The 20,667-nt window shown below is 43.0% G+C and carries 14 protein-coding genes; 5 read left to right on the forward strand and 9 right to left on the reverse strand.

Features of this window, described 5'->3' with window-relative positions; genetic code table 11:
• Window positions 1–94: 94 nt before the first annotated feature.
• The 3 genes from CXF86_RS00910 to CXF86_RS00920 form a co-directional block, all read right to left on the reverse strand.
• Entirely contained in the window at window positions 95–1,585 is a 1,491-nt protein-coding gene (locus CXF86_RS00910) for a lytic polysaccharide monooxygenase (protein WP_219622715.1), read from the reverse strand.
• Between the two features lie 762 nt (window positions 1,586–2,347).
• Window positions 2,348–2,965: a MarC family protein gene (locus CXF86_RS00915; protein WP_101093146.1), complete on the reverse strand. Its 618-nt coding sequence runs from the start codon at window positions 2,963–2,965 to the stop codon at window positions 2,348–2,350.
• Between the two features lie 596 nt (window positions 2,966–3,561).
• Window positions 3,562–4,002 (reverse strand): PACE efflux transporter, encoded by a 441-nt coding sequence (locus tag CXF86_RS00920; protein ID WP_101093144.1) that lies wholly within the window; start codon window positions 4,000–4,002, stop codon window positions 3,562–3,564.
• Between the two features lie 94 nt (window positions 4,003–4,096).
• Here CXF86_RS00920 and CXF86_RS00925 point away from each other — a divergent pair, with 94 nt between their 5' ends.
• The gene (locus CXF86_RS00925) at window positions 4,097–4,975 is read left to right on the forward strand and encodes a LysR family transcriptional regulator (protein ID WP_101093142.1); all 879 of its coding nucleotides are present in this window, start codon (window positions 4,097–4,099) and stop codon (window positions 4,973–4,975) included.
• Between the two features lie 115 nt (window positions 4,976–5,090).
• On the opposite strand, the gene CXF86_RS00930 is transcribed toward CXF86_RS00925, so the two are convergent.
• Window positions 5,091–5,975 carry a LysR family transcriptional regulator gene (locus CXF86_RS00930; protein WP_101093141.1) on the reverse strand — a complete coding sequence of 295 codons (885 nt, stop codon included), beginning with the start codon at window positions 5,973–5,975 and terminating at the stop codon, window positions 5,091–5,093.
• A gap of 100 nt (window positions 5,976–6,075) precedes the next feature.
• On the opposite strand from CXF86_RS00930, the gene CXF86_RS00935 reads away from it, so the two are divergent.
• Window positions 6,076–7,143 carry an HlyD family secretion protein gene (locus CXF86_RS00935; protein ID WP_101093139.1) on the forward strand — a complete coding sequence of 356 codons (1,068 nt, stop codon included), beginning with the start codon at window positions 6,076–6,078 and terminating at the stop codon, window positions 7,141–7,143.
• A 27-nt stretch (window positions 7,144–7,170) separates the two neighbouring features.
• The gene (locus CXF86_RS00940; RefSeq protein WP_101093137.1) at window positions 7,171–8,283 is read left to right on the forward strand and encodes a DUF2955 domain-containing protein; all 1,113 of its coding nucleotides are present in this window, start codon (window positions 7,171–7,173) and stop codon (window positions 8,281–8,283) included.
• Window positions 8,284–8,453: 170 nt separating this feature from the next.
• On the opposite strand, the gene CXF86_RS00945 is transcribed toward CXF86_RS00940, so the two are convergent.
• The 4 genes from CXF86_RS00945 to CXF86_RS00960 form a co-directional block, all read right to left on the reverse strand.
• Window positions 8,454–9,659: a YibE/F family protein gene (locus tag CXF86_RS00945; RefSeq protein ID WP_102038117.1), complete on the reverse strand. Its 1,206-nt coding sequence runs from the start codon at window positions 9,657–9,659 to the stop codon at window positions 8,454–8,456.
• Window positions 9,660–9,797: 138 nt separating this feature from the next.
• On the reverse strand, window positions 9,798–11,933 hold the full coding sequence (locus tag CXF86_RS00950; protein WP_102038118.1) for a bifunctional metallophosphatase/5'-nucleotidase: 2,136 nt from the start codon (window positions 11,931–11,933) through the stop codon (window positions 9,798–9,800).
• A gap of 760 nt (window positions 11,934–12,693) precedes the next feature.
• Window positions 12,694–14,232, reverse strand: a complete 1,539-nt coding sequence (locus CXF86_RS00955; RefSeq protein WP_102038119.1) for an endonuclease I family protein — start codon at window positions 14,230–14,232, stop codon at window positions 12,694–12,696.
• Window positions 14,233–14,608: 376 nt separating this feature from the next.
• A complete protein-coding gene (locus CXF86_RS00960; protein ID WP_102038120.1) occupies window positions 14,609–16,297 on the reverse strand; it encodes a sensor domain-containing diguanylate cyclase in 1,689 nt (562 codons plus the stop codon).
• Window positions 16,298–16,525: 228 nt separating this feature from the next.
• On the opposite strand from CXF86_RS00960, the gene CXF86_RS00965 reads away from it, so the two are divergent.
• Both CXF86_RS00965 and CXF86_RS00970 read left to right on the forward strand, forming a co-directional pair.
• Complete coding sequence (locus CXF86_RS00965; RefSeq protein ID WP_102038121.1) at window positions 16,526–17,563, forward strand: alpha/beta hydrolase; 1,038 nt, start codon at window positions 16,526–16,528, stop codon at window positions 17,561–17,563.
• Window positions 17,564–17,908: 345 nt separating this feature from the next.
• On the forward strand, window positions 17,909–19,180 hold the full coding sequence (locus tag CXF86_RS00970) for a YeeE/YedE family protein (RefSeq protein ID WP_102038122.1): 1,272 nt from the start codon (window positions 17,909–17,911) through the stop codon (window positions 19,178–19,180).
• Window positions 19,181–19,423: 243 nt separating this feature from the next.
• Here the strand turns inward: CXF86_RS00970 and CXF86_RS00975 are convergent, their stop codons facing one another.
• Complete coding sequence (locus CXF86_RS00975; RefSeq protein ID WP_101093123.1) at window positions 19,424–20,446, reverse strand: transposase; 1,023 nt, start codon at window positions 20,444–20,446, stop codon at window positions 19,424–19,426.
• Window positions 20,447–20,667 lie beyond the last annotated feature (221 nt).

The raw sequence follows: 20,667 nt of genomic DNA on the forward strand, positions 1-20,667 counted from the left end.
GTGTGTATTTATTCGATTTAGCTGACATTTACTCGAAAAAAAACCAGAAGGTCGAGCCTTCTGGTTAAACAGGGAACTATTTTAGGTTATTGGTTTAACGCCATACTCCCCATTCGCCAGTGGTGCCGGGTTCTTCACCAAGTGTCCACCAATGAGCAGTCCAAGATTTACCTGCATGAGTCACAACATCGTTTTCGGTATAAGTGCTCGTTGCGCTCCAAGCTTTAGTCTCTGGGTCAACGGGAGGGTCTACAGGATCTGTAGTAGAAGCCTCTACGACGAATGAATAGACCTCCTCATCACTAGCATCGTTATTACTGATCACTAGTTTAAAAGTTAATTCATGGCGAGTATTTGTGAGCTTAGCTGTATCAACAATTAATTCGTTGTTTGAACCAATATTGATTTCTACCGGTGTGCCGCTAACTTGTAACCATTGAATATTGCTTGCTGCACCCGTGCTTTCATCATGGGTCAGTACGACATAATCACCATGGGTAACAGTGGCGTTATTTAGTGTTTTCAGTACTTTTGGTGAAATCACTGCATCAACTGGGTTGGTATCTGTAGTAATGGAAAACTCACCTGACGCTCGTGAATCTTTTGAATTAAAGTCGTTTCCGTGTAAATCATTCTTGAAATACATGTAGTGGCGCATGTCTTCATGCCAGCGACCAATGAACACATTGCCTTGATGATTCGATTCGTACCAGCCATTGACCTTCGATGCTAGTAATCGGTCCCAATCATTGTTGTTCTCTTCTGTAATCACAACAGAGAATGAAGAGTGTTCTTCGCCGTTTTTATTAAATACTTTGTAGTTTACTGAATCGCCGATAGTCGCTGAACTTAGATTGACCGATTGCGGTATAAAAGCATCCCCTGCCACTAAATACGGTTCGGTAGGTGTTGGATCGGGATCAATGGGTGGTGGGGTTACGCCATCATTTACAATGACAATATCACTGCAATTGTAAAAGCCTTCACCTACTGGGTCTGCACGTTGCCAGCGTACAAATAGAGTTGCATTGCCGACACGATCTGCCGGAATGGTGACATCCATTCGGTATTTTCCACCGACGACGGGTACGTTGCCCTCTTCTTGAAATAGCTCTAGATCCCCCCATGCTAGCGCTTTAGATAAGTCTGCATCAGGTTTGGTGAGGTAGAACTGCCAAAATGATGGATTATGGGGTGCTGTTGCATTGAATACGTATTCGAATGTTCCCGCATTGACTTCCGATCGTGTCCAGCCACTGTGTGCTGCACCCATTCCCTTTTTTTGTGGGTCATTGGCATAACACAAGGTGCCATCAGGAATAGCATTTTTAACTGTTTGGATATTGTTGTAATCAGTAATATTAATCGAAAATTCGTTACGCTGTACAAATGGGTATGTGCCGGAAATGGCTTTGGCTTGAGCACATGCGGCGTTTGGTGGGCTTCCACTCCAAATACCACCTTCGTTATAACAGGTTTGCTGCCTAGCTTCTGGGTATTCCGACCACCCGTGAGCCTGTACTTGTACACTGGATAACATCAAAAACACTGACGTCATTGTCATGCTGAAATGTTTTATCTTCATTATTTTTCATCCTTTGTTATATAATATTTTATTATTTAAATTGTTGACACATTTTAATGGTTTTAAATGCTAGGTTATTTAAGTTTGAACTCTGTTGTGTATTTCAGGTTTGATTGGAATCATCACTTTTATGGTCTGATTGTCCCTGCTTTACATTGTAAGTGTTACTTGTTGATACATGTTGGTGGGTATATTTACTTTAAATTATTTAAAGTGATTCAATATTTATATTATTTTTTAATAACTATATTTGTGTTGTTGGATGTTTATATAATATTGCATTGTGAAATGGTTGTTGTTGATTCTCAGTAATTTATGTGAATGTTATCACTTAGTCAATAGTCTTTTTATTGACACTTTTTAATTAATTGTCACGTGCTATTTTTTTGACTTTTAAAAGGTAAATGTTACGAGTCGACTAAAATCGAATTTTTGTATGTGTAAATTAATATCGTATTGTTTATTAGTGGTTTAGGGTTGTATTTTACTGTAGAGAGTAAACACTCTATTTTTGTGTAGGTTAATTGACAATTAACAGTGTCAAAAATAATACTGTTAAAATTCATCATAAATTAATTATAGCAGGGATGGATTAATTATATTGAATGCAATTATTAGACTCAGAATAGGGATGAAGCTAATTATTTATCACCGGTAAACCTAAATCAAAATGGACAACTATAGATTAGGATTTTTAGAGTAAACCTTGTCCTAGGCTTAGGGCTTAAGGTTAGGACAAGGACAAGGTTTACTTGTATTTGGCTAACCTATGCTACTAACAACAGCTGTTATTCCATCTATTAGCATTTGAACTCCTATTACTGACAGAATTAGCCCCATCAGGCGAGTCACTATGCTCAGTCCATTCTCACCGATTGCAGCTATGATCTTAGAGGAAAAAACAAAACAGATAAAAGTGATAATACACAGGGCTGCAAACGCGAGAACTGTAACCGTAATTTCTCCCCATCCTCCAGCCGCCGAATAGTTCATTGCGGTAGCAATGGTTCCTGGCCCTGCAAGCAACGGCACTGCCAGCGGTGATACCGCGATATCTGATTCGCTATCTGCTGCAGCGGTATGCAGCTTTGAGCTTTTTCCATGCAGCATATGGTATCCGACTAGAAATACCAGAATACCGCCCGCGATCCGCAATGCTGGCAGGGTAATTCCAAACAGGTTGAAGATTGATTTACCTAAAAGCGAAAAAAGTACAATGATAATAAAAGTGATGGTTAACGACTTTATTGCGGTTTTAGTTTGCTCAGATTTGCTCATACTGGCAGTTAATCCAGCAAAGACGGTTGTATTTGCAATCGGATTCATAATGGCAAAAAAGGCCATGAAAACCGCTAATGAATGCGCAAGTAATTGACTCATTTGTTTCTCTTCCTTGGTTTGTTAACGGCCTAAGTCGTTCTGTGGTATCAGTGTAAAAGCGTTGCTTTCTGAAAGAGTAGGCAGTGGTATTGATACTCTTATAGAACACCCATAACGGGAGTGAAAGTAAACTCTATTCTATTGCTTTAAAGGAAGCTAGTCGGCGACCAATATTAGCAAATTGTAGGGATGCACTGATTATTAATGGCGGATGACGACTTGAGATGCAGAGTTAGCCGCGGATGTTTAGCAATCGAGAGCTAAAAAGTCACTGATATAATACCCGTTGCATTAAAAGTTTGACCATTCAGCGGGAATTAAAAGCCCTGTAGGCGAGATGGGGGATTGAAGCTAATAGTTAATCCAATTGGTATAAATCCATAACTGCACAATATAGCGTTCTGCACTCGTTACTCTTTATATGGAAATAGGACTCGCGGCCAGAGAAGCCGCTTACCTGTATCTCTTGGGGGAAAGTCCTAGATTAGCAAGGTATGGAGGCTAGGTGAGCTCAGTATTTTACGCTGAATTCACCTATTGCCGCTTATGATGAAGCGTATTAGCGTTAGCAATTGATGATTACTTCCACCAGATGCTTATCTAGGGAGGGCATTGCTCACTTCTGCGCTGCTGCCGAAGAAACGCTCACGCAGCAGGTCATAACACCAGTTGTAGACAATTGCGTATACCAAGAAGAAAATGACAACGCCGATATCCATGATAAATACGGTCCAAAAATCTAGCTGTAGCACCCACATCATCAAGGGGAGGGTGACAACAATCATGCCTAACTCAAAACCAAGCCCATGGCCTATGCGCATTTTAAATGTACGCTCAATACGATTGTTTCCGAATATGCGGTCAAATCCTAAGTTGTAAACGTAATTCCAACACATGGCTATTAACGACAGGCCGATAGCTAAACCGGTCACCGATGTTACCCCTGCATCGGTAAAAATGCTGGCGGCAGTGATCACAAATACTAAGGCAATCGCTTCAAATAATATGCTGTGGAAAATGCGCTCTTTTGTGTTCATAGTCAGTCTCATTTAGGTTGTTCAATGCTTCTTGGTTGCTATAATCATCAATTATTACGTAAGAATAAAGTCAGTTACTATCAGGAAAAGTGATATGTATAATTTAGAACAGCTAAGAATGTTTGTTGAAACGGCACAATCAGGGTCATTCTCAGCATGTGCTCGTAAGCTGGGTAAAGTGCAGTCAGCGGTGAGTCAGGGGATCGCAAACCTTGAGATTGAGCTCAATACCACGCTGTTTGATCGTAGCAGCCGCAAACCCTCATTAACGGCTCATGGTGAGAGGCTATTGCCGTTTGCTCAAGCTATCCTGCAACAAACTTATGAACTCGACTCTGTGACTAGCGCCTTAAATTCATCACATGAAACACAGATAAAAATGGCAGTAGATGATGCGTTACTGCCGGTGGTGACGAGTTTGTTGAACACTTTTGCAACGCGTTTCCCAGGTACCATCTTGGAGCTTTATGCCGTTTCAACCCCCGATGTGTTAACGCTAGTGCATACGGAACGAGCTGATTTAGGTTTGATGTTTGCCAGTAACGATTTTCCTCAAGAGGTGGATTTGTGTTACGTCGGTAGCTTGCCGTTCAATGGCGTAGTGAACCCAGCGCATCCACTGGCAAAAATGGATATCATCACTGCGGCAGATTTGATCCCACAACGTCAATTATTGATCCGTGGCCTTGAAGGACAAGCCTTGGCACACAGTCCTGAGATCTCTGCACATATCTGGTGGGGCAATAGCTTTAATGCGATTAACAGCATGGTAAAGGAAGGGCTGGGATGGAGTTATATTCCAGCTTATATGGCAGAACGATATGAGCATCAGGGAGAAATGGTGCGCATGAATTTAAGCTTTGATCATAAGCCATGGCGAGTGCCGATTGATCGTGTGATGGCAAAACAAAAGGCCAGAGGCCCTGCTTTAATGTGGTTGGCTGATGCGGTCACTAATTTGTTAGATGAATAGGGGCTGCACCAAAAAGTAGATTGTTGGCATTCTCGTCACAAGGACTTATCAGGGTGACTGCACTCGATCATAGACAATTGATAAATGACTTAGGTAACGGATAATCTAACACTCGTTAAACCGAAAGTTTGATATTCGCTTCGGTAAACGTTTCTCGTAATAACTGTACTAATACACGGGTTTTCTCTGGCAAAAATTCACGTGATGGATAGATCAAAGTCAATTTTATATCAGTGAATTTTTCCCGAGGTAGAATCGTCACCAGTTCACCGGCTTTGAACGCATCTTGGAGTAAAGATATTGGCAACAAGGCCACCCCTTTACCAGAGGTTGCCATGTGCTGTATCAATCCTAAATCATCGGAGCAGAGTCGGATCTTCAGATTGTCTGGTAACGCTGTCATGTTATATCGGCTCACCATAATGGGATGGTCATACAGATGAGATAGCTCTGTAATTGCAGCATGACTATTGAGGTAATCGGCAGAGGCGACTAAGCAGCTCGGAAACCGCAACAAATTTTGTTGAACATAATCCTCATTGGTCACTTTTACCCCTTTAGGTAATAACTGCATATCGATGTTTTCACGCCTTAAATCGAGACTTTCCTGACTATTAACCACATCGAGCAATACATCGGGAAAGCGTTCGAGATAATCTTCCAATAAAGAGGTAAACAGATTGGAGGTGATGAGTGCAGCAGGAACGGCTATGCGTAACGCACCTTGTAATGACTTATGTTGATTTGTCAGTAAGTTCGCAGCCTGTGCCACACTGCTGAGTGGCTGATTAACTTGTTCGTATAGCAATCGACCATCTTCAGTTAATTCAATTTTGCGTGTGGTGCGGATCAATAATTGACAACCTAACGCTTTTTCAAGTTCTTGTAAGCGTCGACTCACTTTAGAACGTTGAAGGCAGTGGTGTTTCGCCGCCGCGCTGATCCCACCATGTCGAACCGTGAGTACAAACAGGTATAGATCATCCATACTTAGCTTCATTGTCCTGCCTATAGGTTGTAAGTGTCTTGTTTGTCATTCTACTTAATCTAATCCACTGTTTCTATAATAGCGTCCCTTTCAGGTTACTGTGGACCGTTTAATGCAAACTGCCGAACATGCTTTTCGCCGTTGGATGCAAAGTCTTATTATTCTTTTTATTGTTCTTCTTGGCTACATTGTGATTGCCGATCGTTATGCCCCGTTAACGACCGAGAGCCGAGTACAAGGGTATGTCATTCAGATAGCATCTGAAGTCAGTGGCAACGTCATCGGTGTACAGGTTGAAAATAATCAGCAGGTCAGTAAGGGAGATAGCCTCTTTACGATTGATAAGCGTAAATACCAACTGGCAGTCAATAAGGCCAATGTGGCGCTAGAGCAGGCCCACGAGCAAGAAAGTGCTTTATACGCCAAAGTTGAAGCGGGTGACGCCAATGTGGCTACCACCCAAGCGGCGTTTGATAATGCCAGCAGTGAATATCAACGTATTCGGCAGCTTGCTGGTAAAAAACTGGTATCAGCCTCGCTGCTTGATAGTTCTCTGGCGAATAACAATGTGTCGTTATCTAACCTGCATGCCGCTCAGCAAGAACGACGAGCACTGCGCGTGCAGTTAGGCACGTCACCTGGGCAAAGCAGTATGGTACGCGCAGCGAATAACAGCTTAGAGCAAGCAGAGCTCAATCTATCACATACACAAATAATGGCCCCCAGTGATGGCGTTATTACCAATCTACAGCTAGAAGTCGGCAGCACAGCCAGTACTAACCAGCCCTTAATGACCTTTATCCCGACGGGTTCATTGTGGATAGCGGCTGATTTTCGCGAAAAAGCGGTGGCACTATTAGATGAGGGAACCGCTGCATTAGTGGCTTTCGATGCTTTTCCTGGTGAAGTTTATTCGTTGAAAATACAGAGCCGTGATTTTGGGGTCGCAGCAGCGCAGCAAAGCCCGAATGGTCAATTGACCAACATAGAAACCAACAACCGCTGGGTGCGTGATGCGCAACGAGTGCGGGTCAATTTAGTCAGTAATATTGCATTGCCTAAGCAACTGTTTATCGGTTCGCGCGCCACTGTCGTGCTGTATCCCAGAGACAACTGGCTATGGGCATTGTTAGGCCAAGCTCAAATTAAGACGGTGAGTTTTCTGCATTACATCTATTAATCTATCTAGCGCCAAGGAACCCCTCTTTTGAAAGTAGATACTTTAAGAAAAACCCAGCGTATATGGTTTGGCAGTGTGACAGGCTTAGCCGTGACGCTGGTTTTTGGTTGGTGGTATGGTCTTTTTGCCGCATTGTTGCCAATGTTCGTCCTGACTAAAATTGATCGATGGAATAGTGGCATTATCATGCAATTGATCATTAGCGTTGTTTGGATCTGTATTCAAGTGACGTTAATCGTTGGTTTTTTACAACCTTATCCTCTGCTTATGACGCTCGCGGTAGGGCTGATGCTGATGTTTAAATGTATCGCGATGACCCATAAAAGCACTTATCTTTTCGGTTATATCGGGCTATTAATCGGCTCTATTTTACTGAATTTTGCTAGCTACAATGGATTTGATCTTGAAGAGTTCGTTATGGGGCTGATTGCGTCAACATTAGTCACAGCGCCCATTGTTGGCTTGGCGTTTTATCTGTTTCCTGAGCAAAATATATTGCCTGCTTCGGCGTTCACTGCTGAACCTACAGCAGCAAAGAGCAGGGCACATGTTGATACCCAGCGTAAAGATCACAATGGTTTGGTGCGTCAGGCGTTATTAGGTTGGTTGATTGCAATGGCGGCATTCATTCTGTTTCAAGTTGCAGATTTAAATGATTCGCTGTCAGCACAGGCATCAATCTTTATCGTGCTAACGCCTATGACGTTGATTGGATCATTAGCGGTCGCAAAGATCCGTATTATTGGCACGTTTCTCGGCTGCTTTGCGGGAATGTTGATCCAACTGACGCTATATACTTGGTCTAATAATGCGCTATTGTTTTTGTTAGCCTATGCCATTGCCGCCGGGATTTTTTGTCGATGGCTAGCGTTAGGGGACATCAAAGCGGGTATCGGTTTTTCAGCCATGTCAGCCTTAACGGTGCCACTGACAACATCGTTTGTTCCCGAGCAAAAAGATGCATTCTTCTCTATCTGCTACCGCTTTAGCTCCATTTTGATGGCGGTAGTCTGCACTTCTTTGGCTATTTGGATTACTCATCATTTTCTGGTACGTATCATTAAAGCTAAGCCTTTAAAGAAAGCGACGGATAACGGAACGCTGCGCTCAGGGATAACGGAACGCTGCGCTGACGGATAACGGAACGCTGTGCTGACGGATAACGGAACGCTGCGCTGACGGATAACGGAACGCTGCGCTGACGGATAACGGAACGCTGCGCTGACGGATAACGGAGCGCTGCGCTGACGGATAACGGAACGCTGCGCTCACGGATAACGGAACGCTGCGCTCACGGATAATAGACTCTGCTATTGAGCTTCTGCTGTGGTTGGCCGAGGCGTAACAACTTGTTCAATAACTTCATTCTCTAACATCGGTTGAGATGTTTCGGCAACGGGGGCAGGTTCACTGAGCATATACCTAGCGAGCCAAGCCGTAAGAGGAATCGTTAATACAATGCCGACACTGCCAGCCAACGCATGAATGATACTCAACGCGATAATGGGGGTATTGATAAACTGAGTCAGTGGCATATCCAAACCCCAAACCATCATAATGGTGGTTAAAGAGCTACCCGCAAAGGCGAGTATCAAGGTGTTGGTCATGGTGCCCATGATATCTCGTCCGATATTCATACTGGCTTTCATCAGCTGCTTTGGGCTGAGCTTTGGATCGGCAATTTTCAGTTCGTTATAGGCGGAGGCAATAGAAATGGCCACATCCATCACTGCGCCAAGGGCTGAAATCATGATGGCGACAAACATTAACCAGCGGATCTGAATTGGTTGAGTGGCCAAATAGATAACATCTTCGCCTTTATCTAAATAGATGCCGGAAAGGTGAGCAAACTCGCCAAATACCTGCGCCATAATGCCGGCCGCAATGACGCCAAGCAAGGTGCCACCCATGGCGCAAAAGCTCTTTTTGTTATAACCAGATACCAGAATGAAATTAACTACAATCTTCAATCCCATCAGGATGATGGTGATAAGTACTGGATTCCACCCGGCAAAAATAGCCGGGATCAAGACTCCGATGATCAGTGCCGCGGTAAAGTAGAGCGACACCACAGAATTTAATCCCTCTTTCTTGCCGAAAGAGAGCAGCAACAGCAGGAAGGCAAAACACATCCAGTAGATAGCCGTCGATCGCTTGTGGTTGTAGGCCCAATATACGGTGCCGTTAGAGGTATCTCTTATCATCATGATAAAGACGTCGCCTTCAGCGACCAGTACATTATGTTGCCTGCTAAGGGGGTTTTGCAATTCGACCACTTTACCGCTTTCTTCTCCCTCTAATATTTCGGCGGTGATCACCTGTAGGCCCGTCAATATGGAGGGCACTCTGGCATCAGGGGCCAGATTGTTTGAGATCACAGCGACAACGCGAGCTTCTACAAATTCTTGCTGCAGCGGCGTCTTAGGTTTCAAGCTGTCGCTCAAACTGGGAGAAATATAGAAAATTAAGGTTGAAACAATGGCGATGAATAGGGTGAATCGATAGTCTTTTAACATAAGTTTTTTAATATAGATTGTCAGTAACTAAGTGAGCAAAAATATCTTAAGGCCGTCTAACACACCAGTCATTACCGATAATGACAGATTAGCCTGAACAGAAAAAAGGCCTGTTACCAGGCCTTTGTTGAGTGCGATTTAATCAGTGACACAACCTGCATAATCTTGAGTCGGATTGACAAAGTATGAGTTCACGTCATTAACATTAACCGCGTCCAAAATTCCTGGATATTTAGGGTTGTCTGGGTCAATGTTGACACAGATTTCTTTGCTAATCAGTCTATTCCACAGTGCCTGGCCTTCGGCCTTGTCTGTGCGTAGTAAGGTGATAGCGCCATTATCCTGATACTGTTTAATTTCCCAGTTAGGATTGGTGAAGTCGCTGGCATCAACGCCTTTATTGTCCTCAACATATTCAGTTAGCATGTCACGGATAGCGTAAACAGACTCGTTGACTGAGTCATAATAAACATCGTCACCCGTTGCCCAACCAAACTTCTTGATGTTTGAGCCCCAACGATAGCTGTTTAAAGCAACCTTGTATGTCGCAGTCGCATCGAATGGCTTACCATCGATTTCGATGATCTCGATACGGTTACCTTCATTGGTGACTGTATTGTTTTCATCCATGGTTAATGCATCGCCAGCGAGGTCGACAACGAAGTCAATCTTACCGTCGAACTGATCATACATGTAAGCTTTAGCACCTTTCTTAAACGATACGGTAATGTCGCCGTCTTCATAGGTATTAAAGTAAGTGTAAGACCACTCCATATAACGCTTCAGGTTTGCACCCGTCATGTTTATACCGATAAGGGTATTGTCATATTTGTACAGATTAGTGGAGTCTTTCTTCGCGTACTCTTGACCGTCAATCAGGTTAGAGCTATCAGAGAATAGAGATGCTGCAGAGACCACGGCTTTAGATTTTTTAATCTGGATTTGGTTAATGAAGTCCATCAACGGCGTATCCATGACTTTAGCAGTATGAATCGTTGAATATAGACGACCCGCTTCATGGTCGTAATCTTCATGCACGGCTTCATCGGCGCCAGTACCTGGGGTAAAGTCACCACCGACTAGACCCAGAACCAATTGAGCATCGGCCTTAGACATGTCATGAACATACTGGAACTGCGAACTTGTTATCTGACTTTCTTCGATATTTTTAGAGGTGATATTGCTCAGAGTTGTATCCACCATCTCCCACTTGCCATCGGTGTTCTTCTTAAGCTTAATGTCAGCCTTAGCCAGAGCCCAACCCCACTTGCCCGGTTCGATGATCTTCACACTCTGGCCGCGGTTTGTTTCGTCATAAGTGCCAGACAGTGTCTTATCTTCAGCGGTATCACCGCCTTCAACAGAGATATCGGTTGCAGTGATCTCTTCGCCTGCCGCCGCTTTTTGGATGCTTTCGATATACGTTGCGTGTTCGTGTCCGGCAATAATGACATCGAACTTATCAGCCATTTCAGCCGCAATCTTATGGACACCGGCTCCACCTTCAGAGCTACGTCCGATATGGAAGGCACCAACGATGACATCAGGATTGAATTTTGCGATTAACTTATCAACTGCAGCGCGTGTGGATGCCAGCTCTTCATCAAATTTAAGACCTGCAAAGTGTCCAGGTGCAGACGCTTCCCAGTTAGGGATATTTGATGGGCTCACACCCACGATAGCGACTTTAGCACCATCGACTTCGAAGATTTGGAAAGCACGAATGTAGTTAACATCGTTTTCTTCCCATTTAATGTTGTTCGATACCACGGCACCATTGAAGTGATTCAGGTTACGGTCGATGAAGCTGCGTTCGAAGTTAAATTCATGGTTACCAGGAACCCAGAGATCGTAACCAAGTGAGTTTAAGGTAGACACGACAGGATGCGTTGGATCATCGTTGAACAGTTGAGCTGAGTTGCCTTGAACGGTATCACCGATATCGATCAAGATCATATTTGGGTTTTGTGCTTTTGCCGTCTCAAGCAAGGTAGAAATACGGGTTAAACCAGCATCAGAATCTACCGCATCGAGCGCATAATCATAGCCAAAAATACGGCCATGGAGATCCGATGTTGCACCAATAGTGATGGTGACTTCATCGACTTCGTTTTGGCTCTTTACAATGATGTCGGGTGTATTCGTGAGTGTTTTACCTTGTGTGGCTACTGGCGCATAACCACTGTCGGTATTAATTATTGTCTCATCATCGCTACAGCCAGCTAAAGCAGCAAGTACCGCTAAACACAGTACACTGCGAGTAGTTTTTTTCATATTCAACCCCGTATTATTTTAATTGTGCATTATTTGCACATCTATTGACTGAGGCGAGTGGTGACTAGTATTAATAATCAATCCCAATAAGTGATTAAAATTCTCGGTAACCAACCCATAATAAAATTATTTAAACTATTTATAGATAACCCATCTATAAGATAAAAGTGTCTAAATAAATCATTACACTATGTTGTTCCAAATATTTTAATAAAACGCCTCAGTATTTCAGTAAATTACTAAATGGTTAATTAGCTACTTTTTAATAACTTTTAATTAACTGAACTGAATTGTATCGGCTTCAATATTAATGGTCGTGATCAGGTTCACACATAATACGTTACAAAAAGAGACATCTAAGTTGTAAAAGCACACAGTTGAATATTGGGTAACTGATATTTAGTGCTTATAGGAAATTTTAGCGTAGCGGCGATGATATTAGAGCTAGGTGAATATTTGGTAATATCTCTAACATCACTCGAGATTTTTATTCATACATACGTAATGTATTAATTGCTAATATAGTGAGCGGGTATATATACTAAAACATGTACAATATACTATCTTCATAACGTCTGCAGAGTAAGCTGAGAAGCAACGTGTGGTGCATTACTGATAAGCCTAAATATTAAGTTGAAATAACGAGTTTGGGCTTATTAGCAGCTATAAAAAAAGCCAGACGGAGAGACCGACTGGCTTTTTTTATAGATTAATTCAAGTTATGGCAGTTTCAAGCTAACCATATCTTAATATCATCATTTTAACGAATGCGTCTTCTTAGCCCCAGTAACACCAATACCCCAATCCATAATGATCCCAGCGCCCCGCCTGATGACTCAGTGGTAGGCTTAGTGGGTTCTGTTGGCGTGGTTAAATCAGTATTTCTCACGGTGAGATCCACTGTTTTAGTGATCGTTTGATCGAGAGAGTCTTTAACGGTAAGGCTAAAGCTCACCATTGAATCAAGGCTCACACTTGGTGCAGTAAAAACTAACTCTGCTTGAGTGGTACTTGCCAAATTCACTTTAGGTCCAGCAGTCTGAGCCCATTGATAAGTGGGCTTATCGCCGTTACTTGAGCCAATAAGACTCACTTGCTGTGCTTCACTCACAACCGAAACGGCTGCAATCTCTAATCTAAATGGAGAGGCTATAAACTTGTCTTTTACGGTAATACTAATTTCATTATTTGCTTTAGCATCCTGACTATCGGTAATCGTGACTTTAAATCCGAAATCCGTATCCATTGTCACTTTAGGTGCAATAAAAGTCAGTGTAGCACTGTCGGTATCTACAGGCTTAACATCAGCGCCTGATGTTTGCTCCCAAAGGAAGATGGCATCAGTAATATTTGCCGTCGCCGTTAAGGTCACGCTATCACCTTCAATCACAGGTTCTGTTGCTGCAATACTCACACTCGGAGTCACAGCTGGAATGTCACTACACTTGTTCTTATAAACAAAGTCAGTCCATTCTGGATGGTCGACATAAGGGTTACGGTTACCTTGATATTCAAATACTACATCATTACGATTGCGCTCAAAATTATCAACAGGATCGTTAGCATGCCACTCAAGCAAGGTACATAGTTTACCCATTTCGCCAGGTTTGGAGTTGTCACTGTTTGTGGCAGTCCCCGTTCTATCGACCAAGACAAGGTCAGGCATATCTGTATCACTGCCGACTTCATAACGAGTGTCCATATAGAACATCATGCGTGCGACATCACCTTTAACCGCTTCTCTTGGTTCCCACGAAATAGAGCCATTTTTAAGATTATCAGGCGCTTCAGCGACCGCACTGCCACCGTTATCAAAATCATTGTTACTACGCTGAGAATTCATCGACGTATCAGAAGGGCGCAGGTGATGAATGTCGGTATAGCCATGCTGAGAACTCTTAGGAAAACCATGACTCTTAGCCCATACGTGCTCACGGTTCCAGTAATCTGGATTATTAACACCTGATGCATTTTGATTTTTAGGAATAGAGTTGCCTTTGTAAAGCAAAATAACGTTATTGGCATTAGCAGGATCTTCATCGGTGAAGGTCAATGCCGTCCACACTTCAGCATAACTTAACTGCTTATGACGGGCAGAAATATCCTTGTTAATGGCCTTTTTAAATTCAACCATATCAGTGTTATCAGCGGCATTAGCTGACGCATAATAAGTTGTTATATCAAAATCGGCACGATTAGCAATAGGAGTAATATCAGGGCAATTGGTACAGATATCCCCTTTCGCTGCATAGGCTGAGCTGACAGAGAGAAAGGCGGTTAACAATAATAGTCTTTTCATAATACAGAATTCAGTGTTTCCAAATTGAACAGTAATTAAATCATAATTGAGAGGCAAAAGTAGGCCTTAAGACTGATAACTAGGGGCATATTTGTGAAATAGATCCCACTTTTAGAACGCAAACCTCAACCTTAAGCTGACATGTTAAAAACAATTACTATTAATTAGTTTTACCTAATGGCATTCAAGTAGTTACGTGGGCAACATTATGGTAACGCTATTTATCTATTCAGCCGTCGCTAAAGAGAAAAAGAGCACATAAAATGGTTTGTGGGTGTTTTGCTGTAAATTAACACTAAAGGTTTTTTTACCGCCATCCTTGCTTCAGATGGCTTTGGGGATTGTGGTTGGCCGCTGAGAATGGTGTTCTAAACATCTATCCGTTGACGTTCTCAGCGAGCGGAGGGGTATTTTTGCTGCGCTTGTGTTGGTACATACGTGCATCGGCAAGGGCGAGGCATTCAGATTGATTGCTACTTTCCCGCGCGTGCGCTATTCCATAACTGATCCCAGAGTGTGGCCATTTCGACTGCATTGCGCTTTGACAATGCATCATCATCCGGCCAATGTCCTCTACCGCTGACGGCATATCGCTAAACAATTGAGCATTGAGTAACCACACAAACTCATCACCGCCAGTACGAAATACTTCACCTTTACTATCAAGGGCATTTGTCATGGTTTTAGCACCATAGCGTAATAAGGCATCGCCCTGGTTGTGGCCGATCTCGTCATTAACTAATTTCATTCCATCGTAATCGATAAAGGTAATAATGTAGTTGTCATCGACCTTAGCTAATGCTTCGCTCAGGGCGTAGCGGTTGCCTATATGCGTTAAGGGGTCGATTCTGGCTTGATAATAGGTGCGGGAGTAATCTTGTTTTTTCTGTTGTAACCAAGCCGCTAGAGAGAGCAGTATACAAAAACAATCGCCAGTTAAGGCCAGCATAACGATGAGTTCGGCATGTCGTTGTCCGGTTAATACATCGCTATGAGACAAGATATAGTAAAGCATGGACAGGCCATACATGAGGTTACCCAGTAGATAGTATTTGGCTCTGAAATCATTAGAAGCCAGCATTTTTATGCCAATAACAATGGCAAGCGGCACCCAGATTAGCGCGATGATATGGGAAATAGTAAATGCGATTGAAAAGCTTAACAACGGCAAGATAAAGCCAATAATCAGGCAAACGATAGACAGGCCATTAAAGAGTTTTTCCAGACGCTTATGCAGAGAGTCGAAGTTAAATAATAACTTAGTAAATTGACTGGCCGAAGCGATGGCAAAAGGAAATATCACGATACCAAGATAGCTGGTATTAATAGTTTGGATGTTAAATATATCATCGATTAAGCCTGAGGCTGCAGCCCAACCTAAACCGTGTAACCCAATATAAGCCGAACAGGCAAGGGTGACGATTAAGCGTGTTTTGACATACAGAATTAAAGCAATGGTGGCCAGCGTGAGCATGGTGGCAATAGAAAAGAGTGTCACCGTGTTAGTGATAAATTGCTTGTGGTAAAAACTGGCGCTGTTAGTGATATCAACCGACAGTGGCAACGCAAAATGCTCAGCGTTAATGTAGAGCCAAAGGTAACCACTCTCTTGCTGACTTAAAGGTAATTCAAACGCCTGAGTGTGCATTAGCACAGGGGTGTTGTTATCCCCATGTTGTGAAAAGTTAATCACTGCAGTATTTAGGTATTGTTCAGACTCCCAAAATCCAAGCCCCTGATCGACAAAATTAGCATTGATCCTGACGAACCAGTTTGCTGGTAATGCAGCCTGATTATTCAGCTTTAGCCGGGCGGCATAGGTACCCGATTGGTTAACCAATGAGGTTTTGATGGGAGTTGATGCTTGGTATAAATGTTTAAGCGTTTCAAGTGATACAGGGAGAGAGTCAGGCACTGTGTTAATTTTGCGCCAAATCGCAGTATCTTGAATGACAATGTCTGTGGTGTTTGTTAGCTGGGTTTCAAACTCAGCAGAGTTTGAAAAAGAGCTAAAAAAAACCATCATCCAGAGCAAGATTAATGCCGAGACACGCTTGATTTTCATGTTGTTATTTTGTTGCTATTAAGTGTGTAGTCACATTAACATAGATGCTCAACGACCAAGTAGTGTTTAAAGACAGAAAGTGCCTTATCGAGAGACTAAAATGGCATGTCTTTTAGACCATCCGCCGTCAATCAAAAAAGCGCCGCGTTTTAGGGGCACTTATTGCTAGGCTAACAAGGATAGAATTGGACTGAGTGGCTTAATGATTTCTTTTTTGGAGAGAACGATATGAAAAAAATAGCCTTCAACTTAATCGTCGCTAGCCTTCTATATGCCGCGACTCCCGCTTTAGCAGGCGACAGTGCAGTTTTATTAGACAAGGATGTAGCTGTAGGCGAAAACACCCCCAGTGATTTTTTCTCTCTGAGTGAAATAAAAACCGCACCGCAGACAACCATCCCCTCGCTTGACTATGTTGCCGCCAGCGATGGTGAAAAACTGGCACTACGCGCTTACTTACCTAGCGCCCCCAAAGCGGTGGTGATCTTTTATCATGGTGCAGGCGCCCACAGTGGCCTTATTTATCCCCATGTTGGCGCAGGCTTACGTGATGAATTTAACATTGCGGTATTCACACCTGATCTTCGTGGTCACGGCTCATCATCTGGTCCTAGGGGCGATGCCCCCGATAAGGAACAAGTGTGGCAAGACATTAATAGTGTCATTGAATATGCACGCCAACGCTACCCAAGCTTGCCACTCTATATGGCTGGTCATTCATCGGGATCTGGGCTAATACTCAATTACTCAAGCTGGGATCAACACGCCTCTGTCGATGGCTACTTCTTTATTGCACCGTATTTTGGTTTCCGTTCAGAAACGGATCATGATGAACCAAAGCCGTTTTCGTTTAGCACTGTCAGCGTTTCCTCTTTTGTGACTAATGCGATGAGTGGCGGTTTATTGATGGGGCATTCAAAGGCGGTTCAATATCATTTCCCGCAACAGGTCTTAGATGACAACCCTAAGATCGTATCGTTTAATACCGTTAATATGTCTAATGCCCTGACTCCCGAAGCGCCCGATGAACAGCTAGCACAGCTTCAACGATACGATTTATGGATTGGTGATAAAGACGAAGCCTTTGACGCTAATAAAGTCATCGCCTTTGCCGAGGCCAACCCTCCACAATATGCCGCTCATACATTACAAAAAGTGACTAACGAAAATCATTTTTCTATTCTGTTAAACGCTCATCAATATATCGGCAACTCAATTTTAGACCGACTTAAAGCGAGTGAAATAGACGTTAAAAAACAGAAGTAGCCCAAGAGTCAGGATTGTTGGCGCTCATTCTATAGTGAGTGAGTCGCTTTGGCTGAACTTTGGCAATTCCATCCCCACAACAATATTGGGACTATAAAAGCGACGGCAGATAGGTTAATGGCTAATTCGACTCCTAATATCTAAGTTTACTCTCGCTCCACTTAATACAAGCGCATGAGTTATTACAAAGGGGTCTATCTAAAACACGCTATAGCGATAGACAGAAACAGCTATATTCACCACAATCTGCAACCTAAATGGCAGGAATGCCAAAGCGTTTGAAAAATATAACGTTTTGTTTGTTTTTTGTTTGAGATTTGTTATTAAATATAGTTGGTTAGTGTTGTGGTTATAAATAAGAATCAAGCGGTGATGGCCGTAACAATTTTACTGTTGACGTTAGTGGTTGGCGCGACTCAATTAGCCAATGACGGGCTCTTTTTACGCTTGTTATTAGGGCTCAGTTTAGGCTTTGCCTTAGCCAAAGGCGCCGTTGGTTTTGCCGGTAGTATTAACCGAGCTTACCGCCGTGGTTCAACGCAGTTACTGCAAACCCTAATGTTTATGTTTGTCATTACAGCAATCATCAATGCCGGTTTACTGCTTAATGCTGGCAGCCAGCACTATGATTTATGGATTAATCCTATCAATGCAGGGCTGCTTATTGGCGGCATCATGTTTGGCGCAGGCATGAGCTTATCAAGCTGCTGCGCAACCGGCATGATGGTGGAGTTTGTCAGTGATGTCCCAAGAGCTGCAACGACACTGGTGTTTTTTGGTGCCGGCGTCTTCTTTGGCTTTCCATTACAAAGCAGCCAAAGCTGGATAACCGATTCGTGGTTTTCATCAGCAAGCTATCAAGGTAAAGGCGTGTTTTTACCGGACTTGTTTGCTGGTACACCGCTGAATGGTTATTTCATGTCTATATTAGTGACCCTATTTTTAGCGTTAAGCGTAGTGGTTATTGCCAAAAAGTATGAAAACTATCGTCGTCGCAATGGCTCATATTTAGGTGTGTCGGGTGAAATTGAGCGACAGAATATTCAACGGCAAAGTAATCAAAATGGCGAAGATAACTCATTCACATTATTCAGCCGTAAAACATATCAAAACTGGTTCGCTAACCTCTGGCAAATGCGCACCACCGCGTTAGTCATCGCGGTTATCTTTGGCATCATGATGGCAAGTACCGGCGCAGGCTGGGGAGCATCGACACCCTTTGGTATTTGGTTTGCAAAGGGATTGATGTTGTTTGGGGTTGAATTAAACACCATTACCGAGATAAGCCAGCGACCAGAGGCGATGTTCACCACGCCGTTTTTTGAACATGGCGTGTCAGTGCAAAACTTTGCGATTTTATTAGGCACCTTAATTGCGGTGTTGTTTATGGGGAAATTTAAGTTTTCATTTACTCTAAACCACTCCGCTAAACAGCTGGCGCTTTTTGCTTTAGGTGGATTATTAATGGGATTTGGTACTCGTTTTGCCAATGGCTGTAATGTCGGAGCATTGTTCACCCCTATTGCTAACTTCTCATTATCTGGATGGGTATATTTACTGGTAATGATTGGTGGTGCTATCGCAGGCAACCGTTTCCAACAAGCAGTGATGAAGTAACATCGTTAGAGTGCTATTGAAGTATATTAATGGTTGATGAAGCAGGCTGAATCATCAACCATTAAAGATATGGATAGGGGAGGAGTAAACGGCTCGAATGCCATCTTGCCTTTTCGAAAGGACAGTGCTTCGTGGTAAGAATATTCTTTCTCTTTGTTACACATCATGCAAAAGCGATTCGCTAGGAAGAGCATGTGACAAAGGCAGAAGATATGACTGTTCGTCTTTCACTTTGATTGTAATTCAGGGTAATGGATGTAGTGCATTGCTATAGGCCTTTCCTTTACACCACTTCCCGTTTTGATGCTGCCTTTTAAACTCACACATCGCGTCCCAACGACCGCTAATACCACTGTATTGACGACGAAACTCTTTCGCTGACGTTATCCAGGTATCAGGTGAGATACCTAGACAATCGAGTAGTTTAGGGCGACTTGAGTCTATAAACCCTCTCTTATCTGGTCTGATAGCTTTGCCAGTCCAATCGATAAGTTCCAGATAATCACAAAAGTGAAATGGAATACCTGATTGAGTTGTAAGGTGGGTTGAACCATTAAATTCGGCGAGGGGCTTTAATGATTGCTCATTTGAATGTTCTGAGTGCTTTGCAGAGTCTGTCTCGGTCGTATTAAGTTCTGTCATTCGCTCTTGGATTGAGGTGAAGTCAGAGGTTTGCACGCTATCAGCAATCCCTGCTCTGATGGGGTTTAAATCAACATACATCATGCATGCTAGCAGTGCTTGTTCATCGAGTAAGGCTTGAGATTTGAAACGTCCCTCCCAGAAAGCGCCTTTACACTCATCTTCTCGATTTGCCCTGCGGGCTATCTCTTCATTTAGGCACCTCATAAACCAAGAAATGCTAGATAAACGCTCATGCCACTCAGCAAGTAAGCCATCAAGGAGCATACGTTCCCCTTCAATCAAGGTGTCACCATTCAAATACTTAGTCGCTACATCATGACCTTTGGTCACCTGACACCACCGAGTAATGACTTCGCGGTGACTCAAAGACTTGGCTTTATCAACGTCAATCTTAAGCACTAAATGGTAGTGATTGTTCATTACGGCATAAGCGCATATATCAATACAAAAGATGTTTGAAAGCGCTTTAATTTTATCAATAATCCAACCCCGCCTATGCTCGAAGCTCTTACCCGAGACTTTATCTTCACCGCAGAGATAGGCTCGTCTGACACAACGATTAATGATGTGATAAAAAGGCGTCGTTTCAGCATCTATTAGGGTTCTTCTTGCGGAGGTCATAATGACAATCCTTCACTAGGCAGTACCAGTTCGGTCATTAAAGCCTAGTAGAGGATGGTTTAAAGTACAAAAGATATGGCTGTCCTGTCTTTTGTGTCTTTTCTGATAATTGGTATCACAACACGGCTTGATAATTTGAACTGAGGAGTTTACGGCGAAATATTATGCTACTGATATTTTATTTTATTTATACAGCAGAACACTAAAGGTGATAGTCATCT

The organism is Shewanella sp. GutCb, assembly GCF_002836135.1.
Classification (GTDB): Bacteria; Pseudomonadota; Gammaproteobacteria; order Enterobacterales; family Shewanellaceae; genus Shewanella.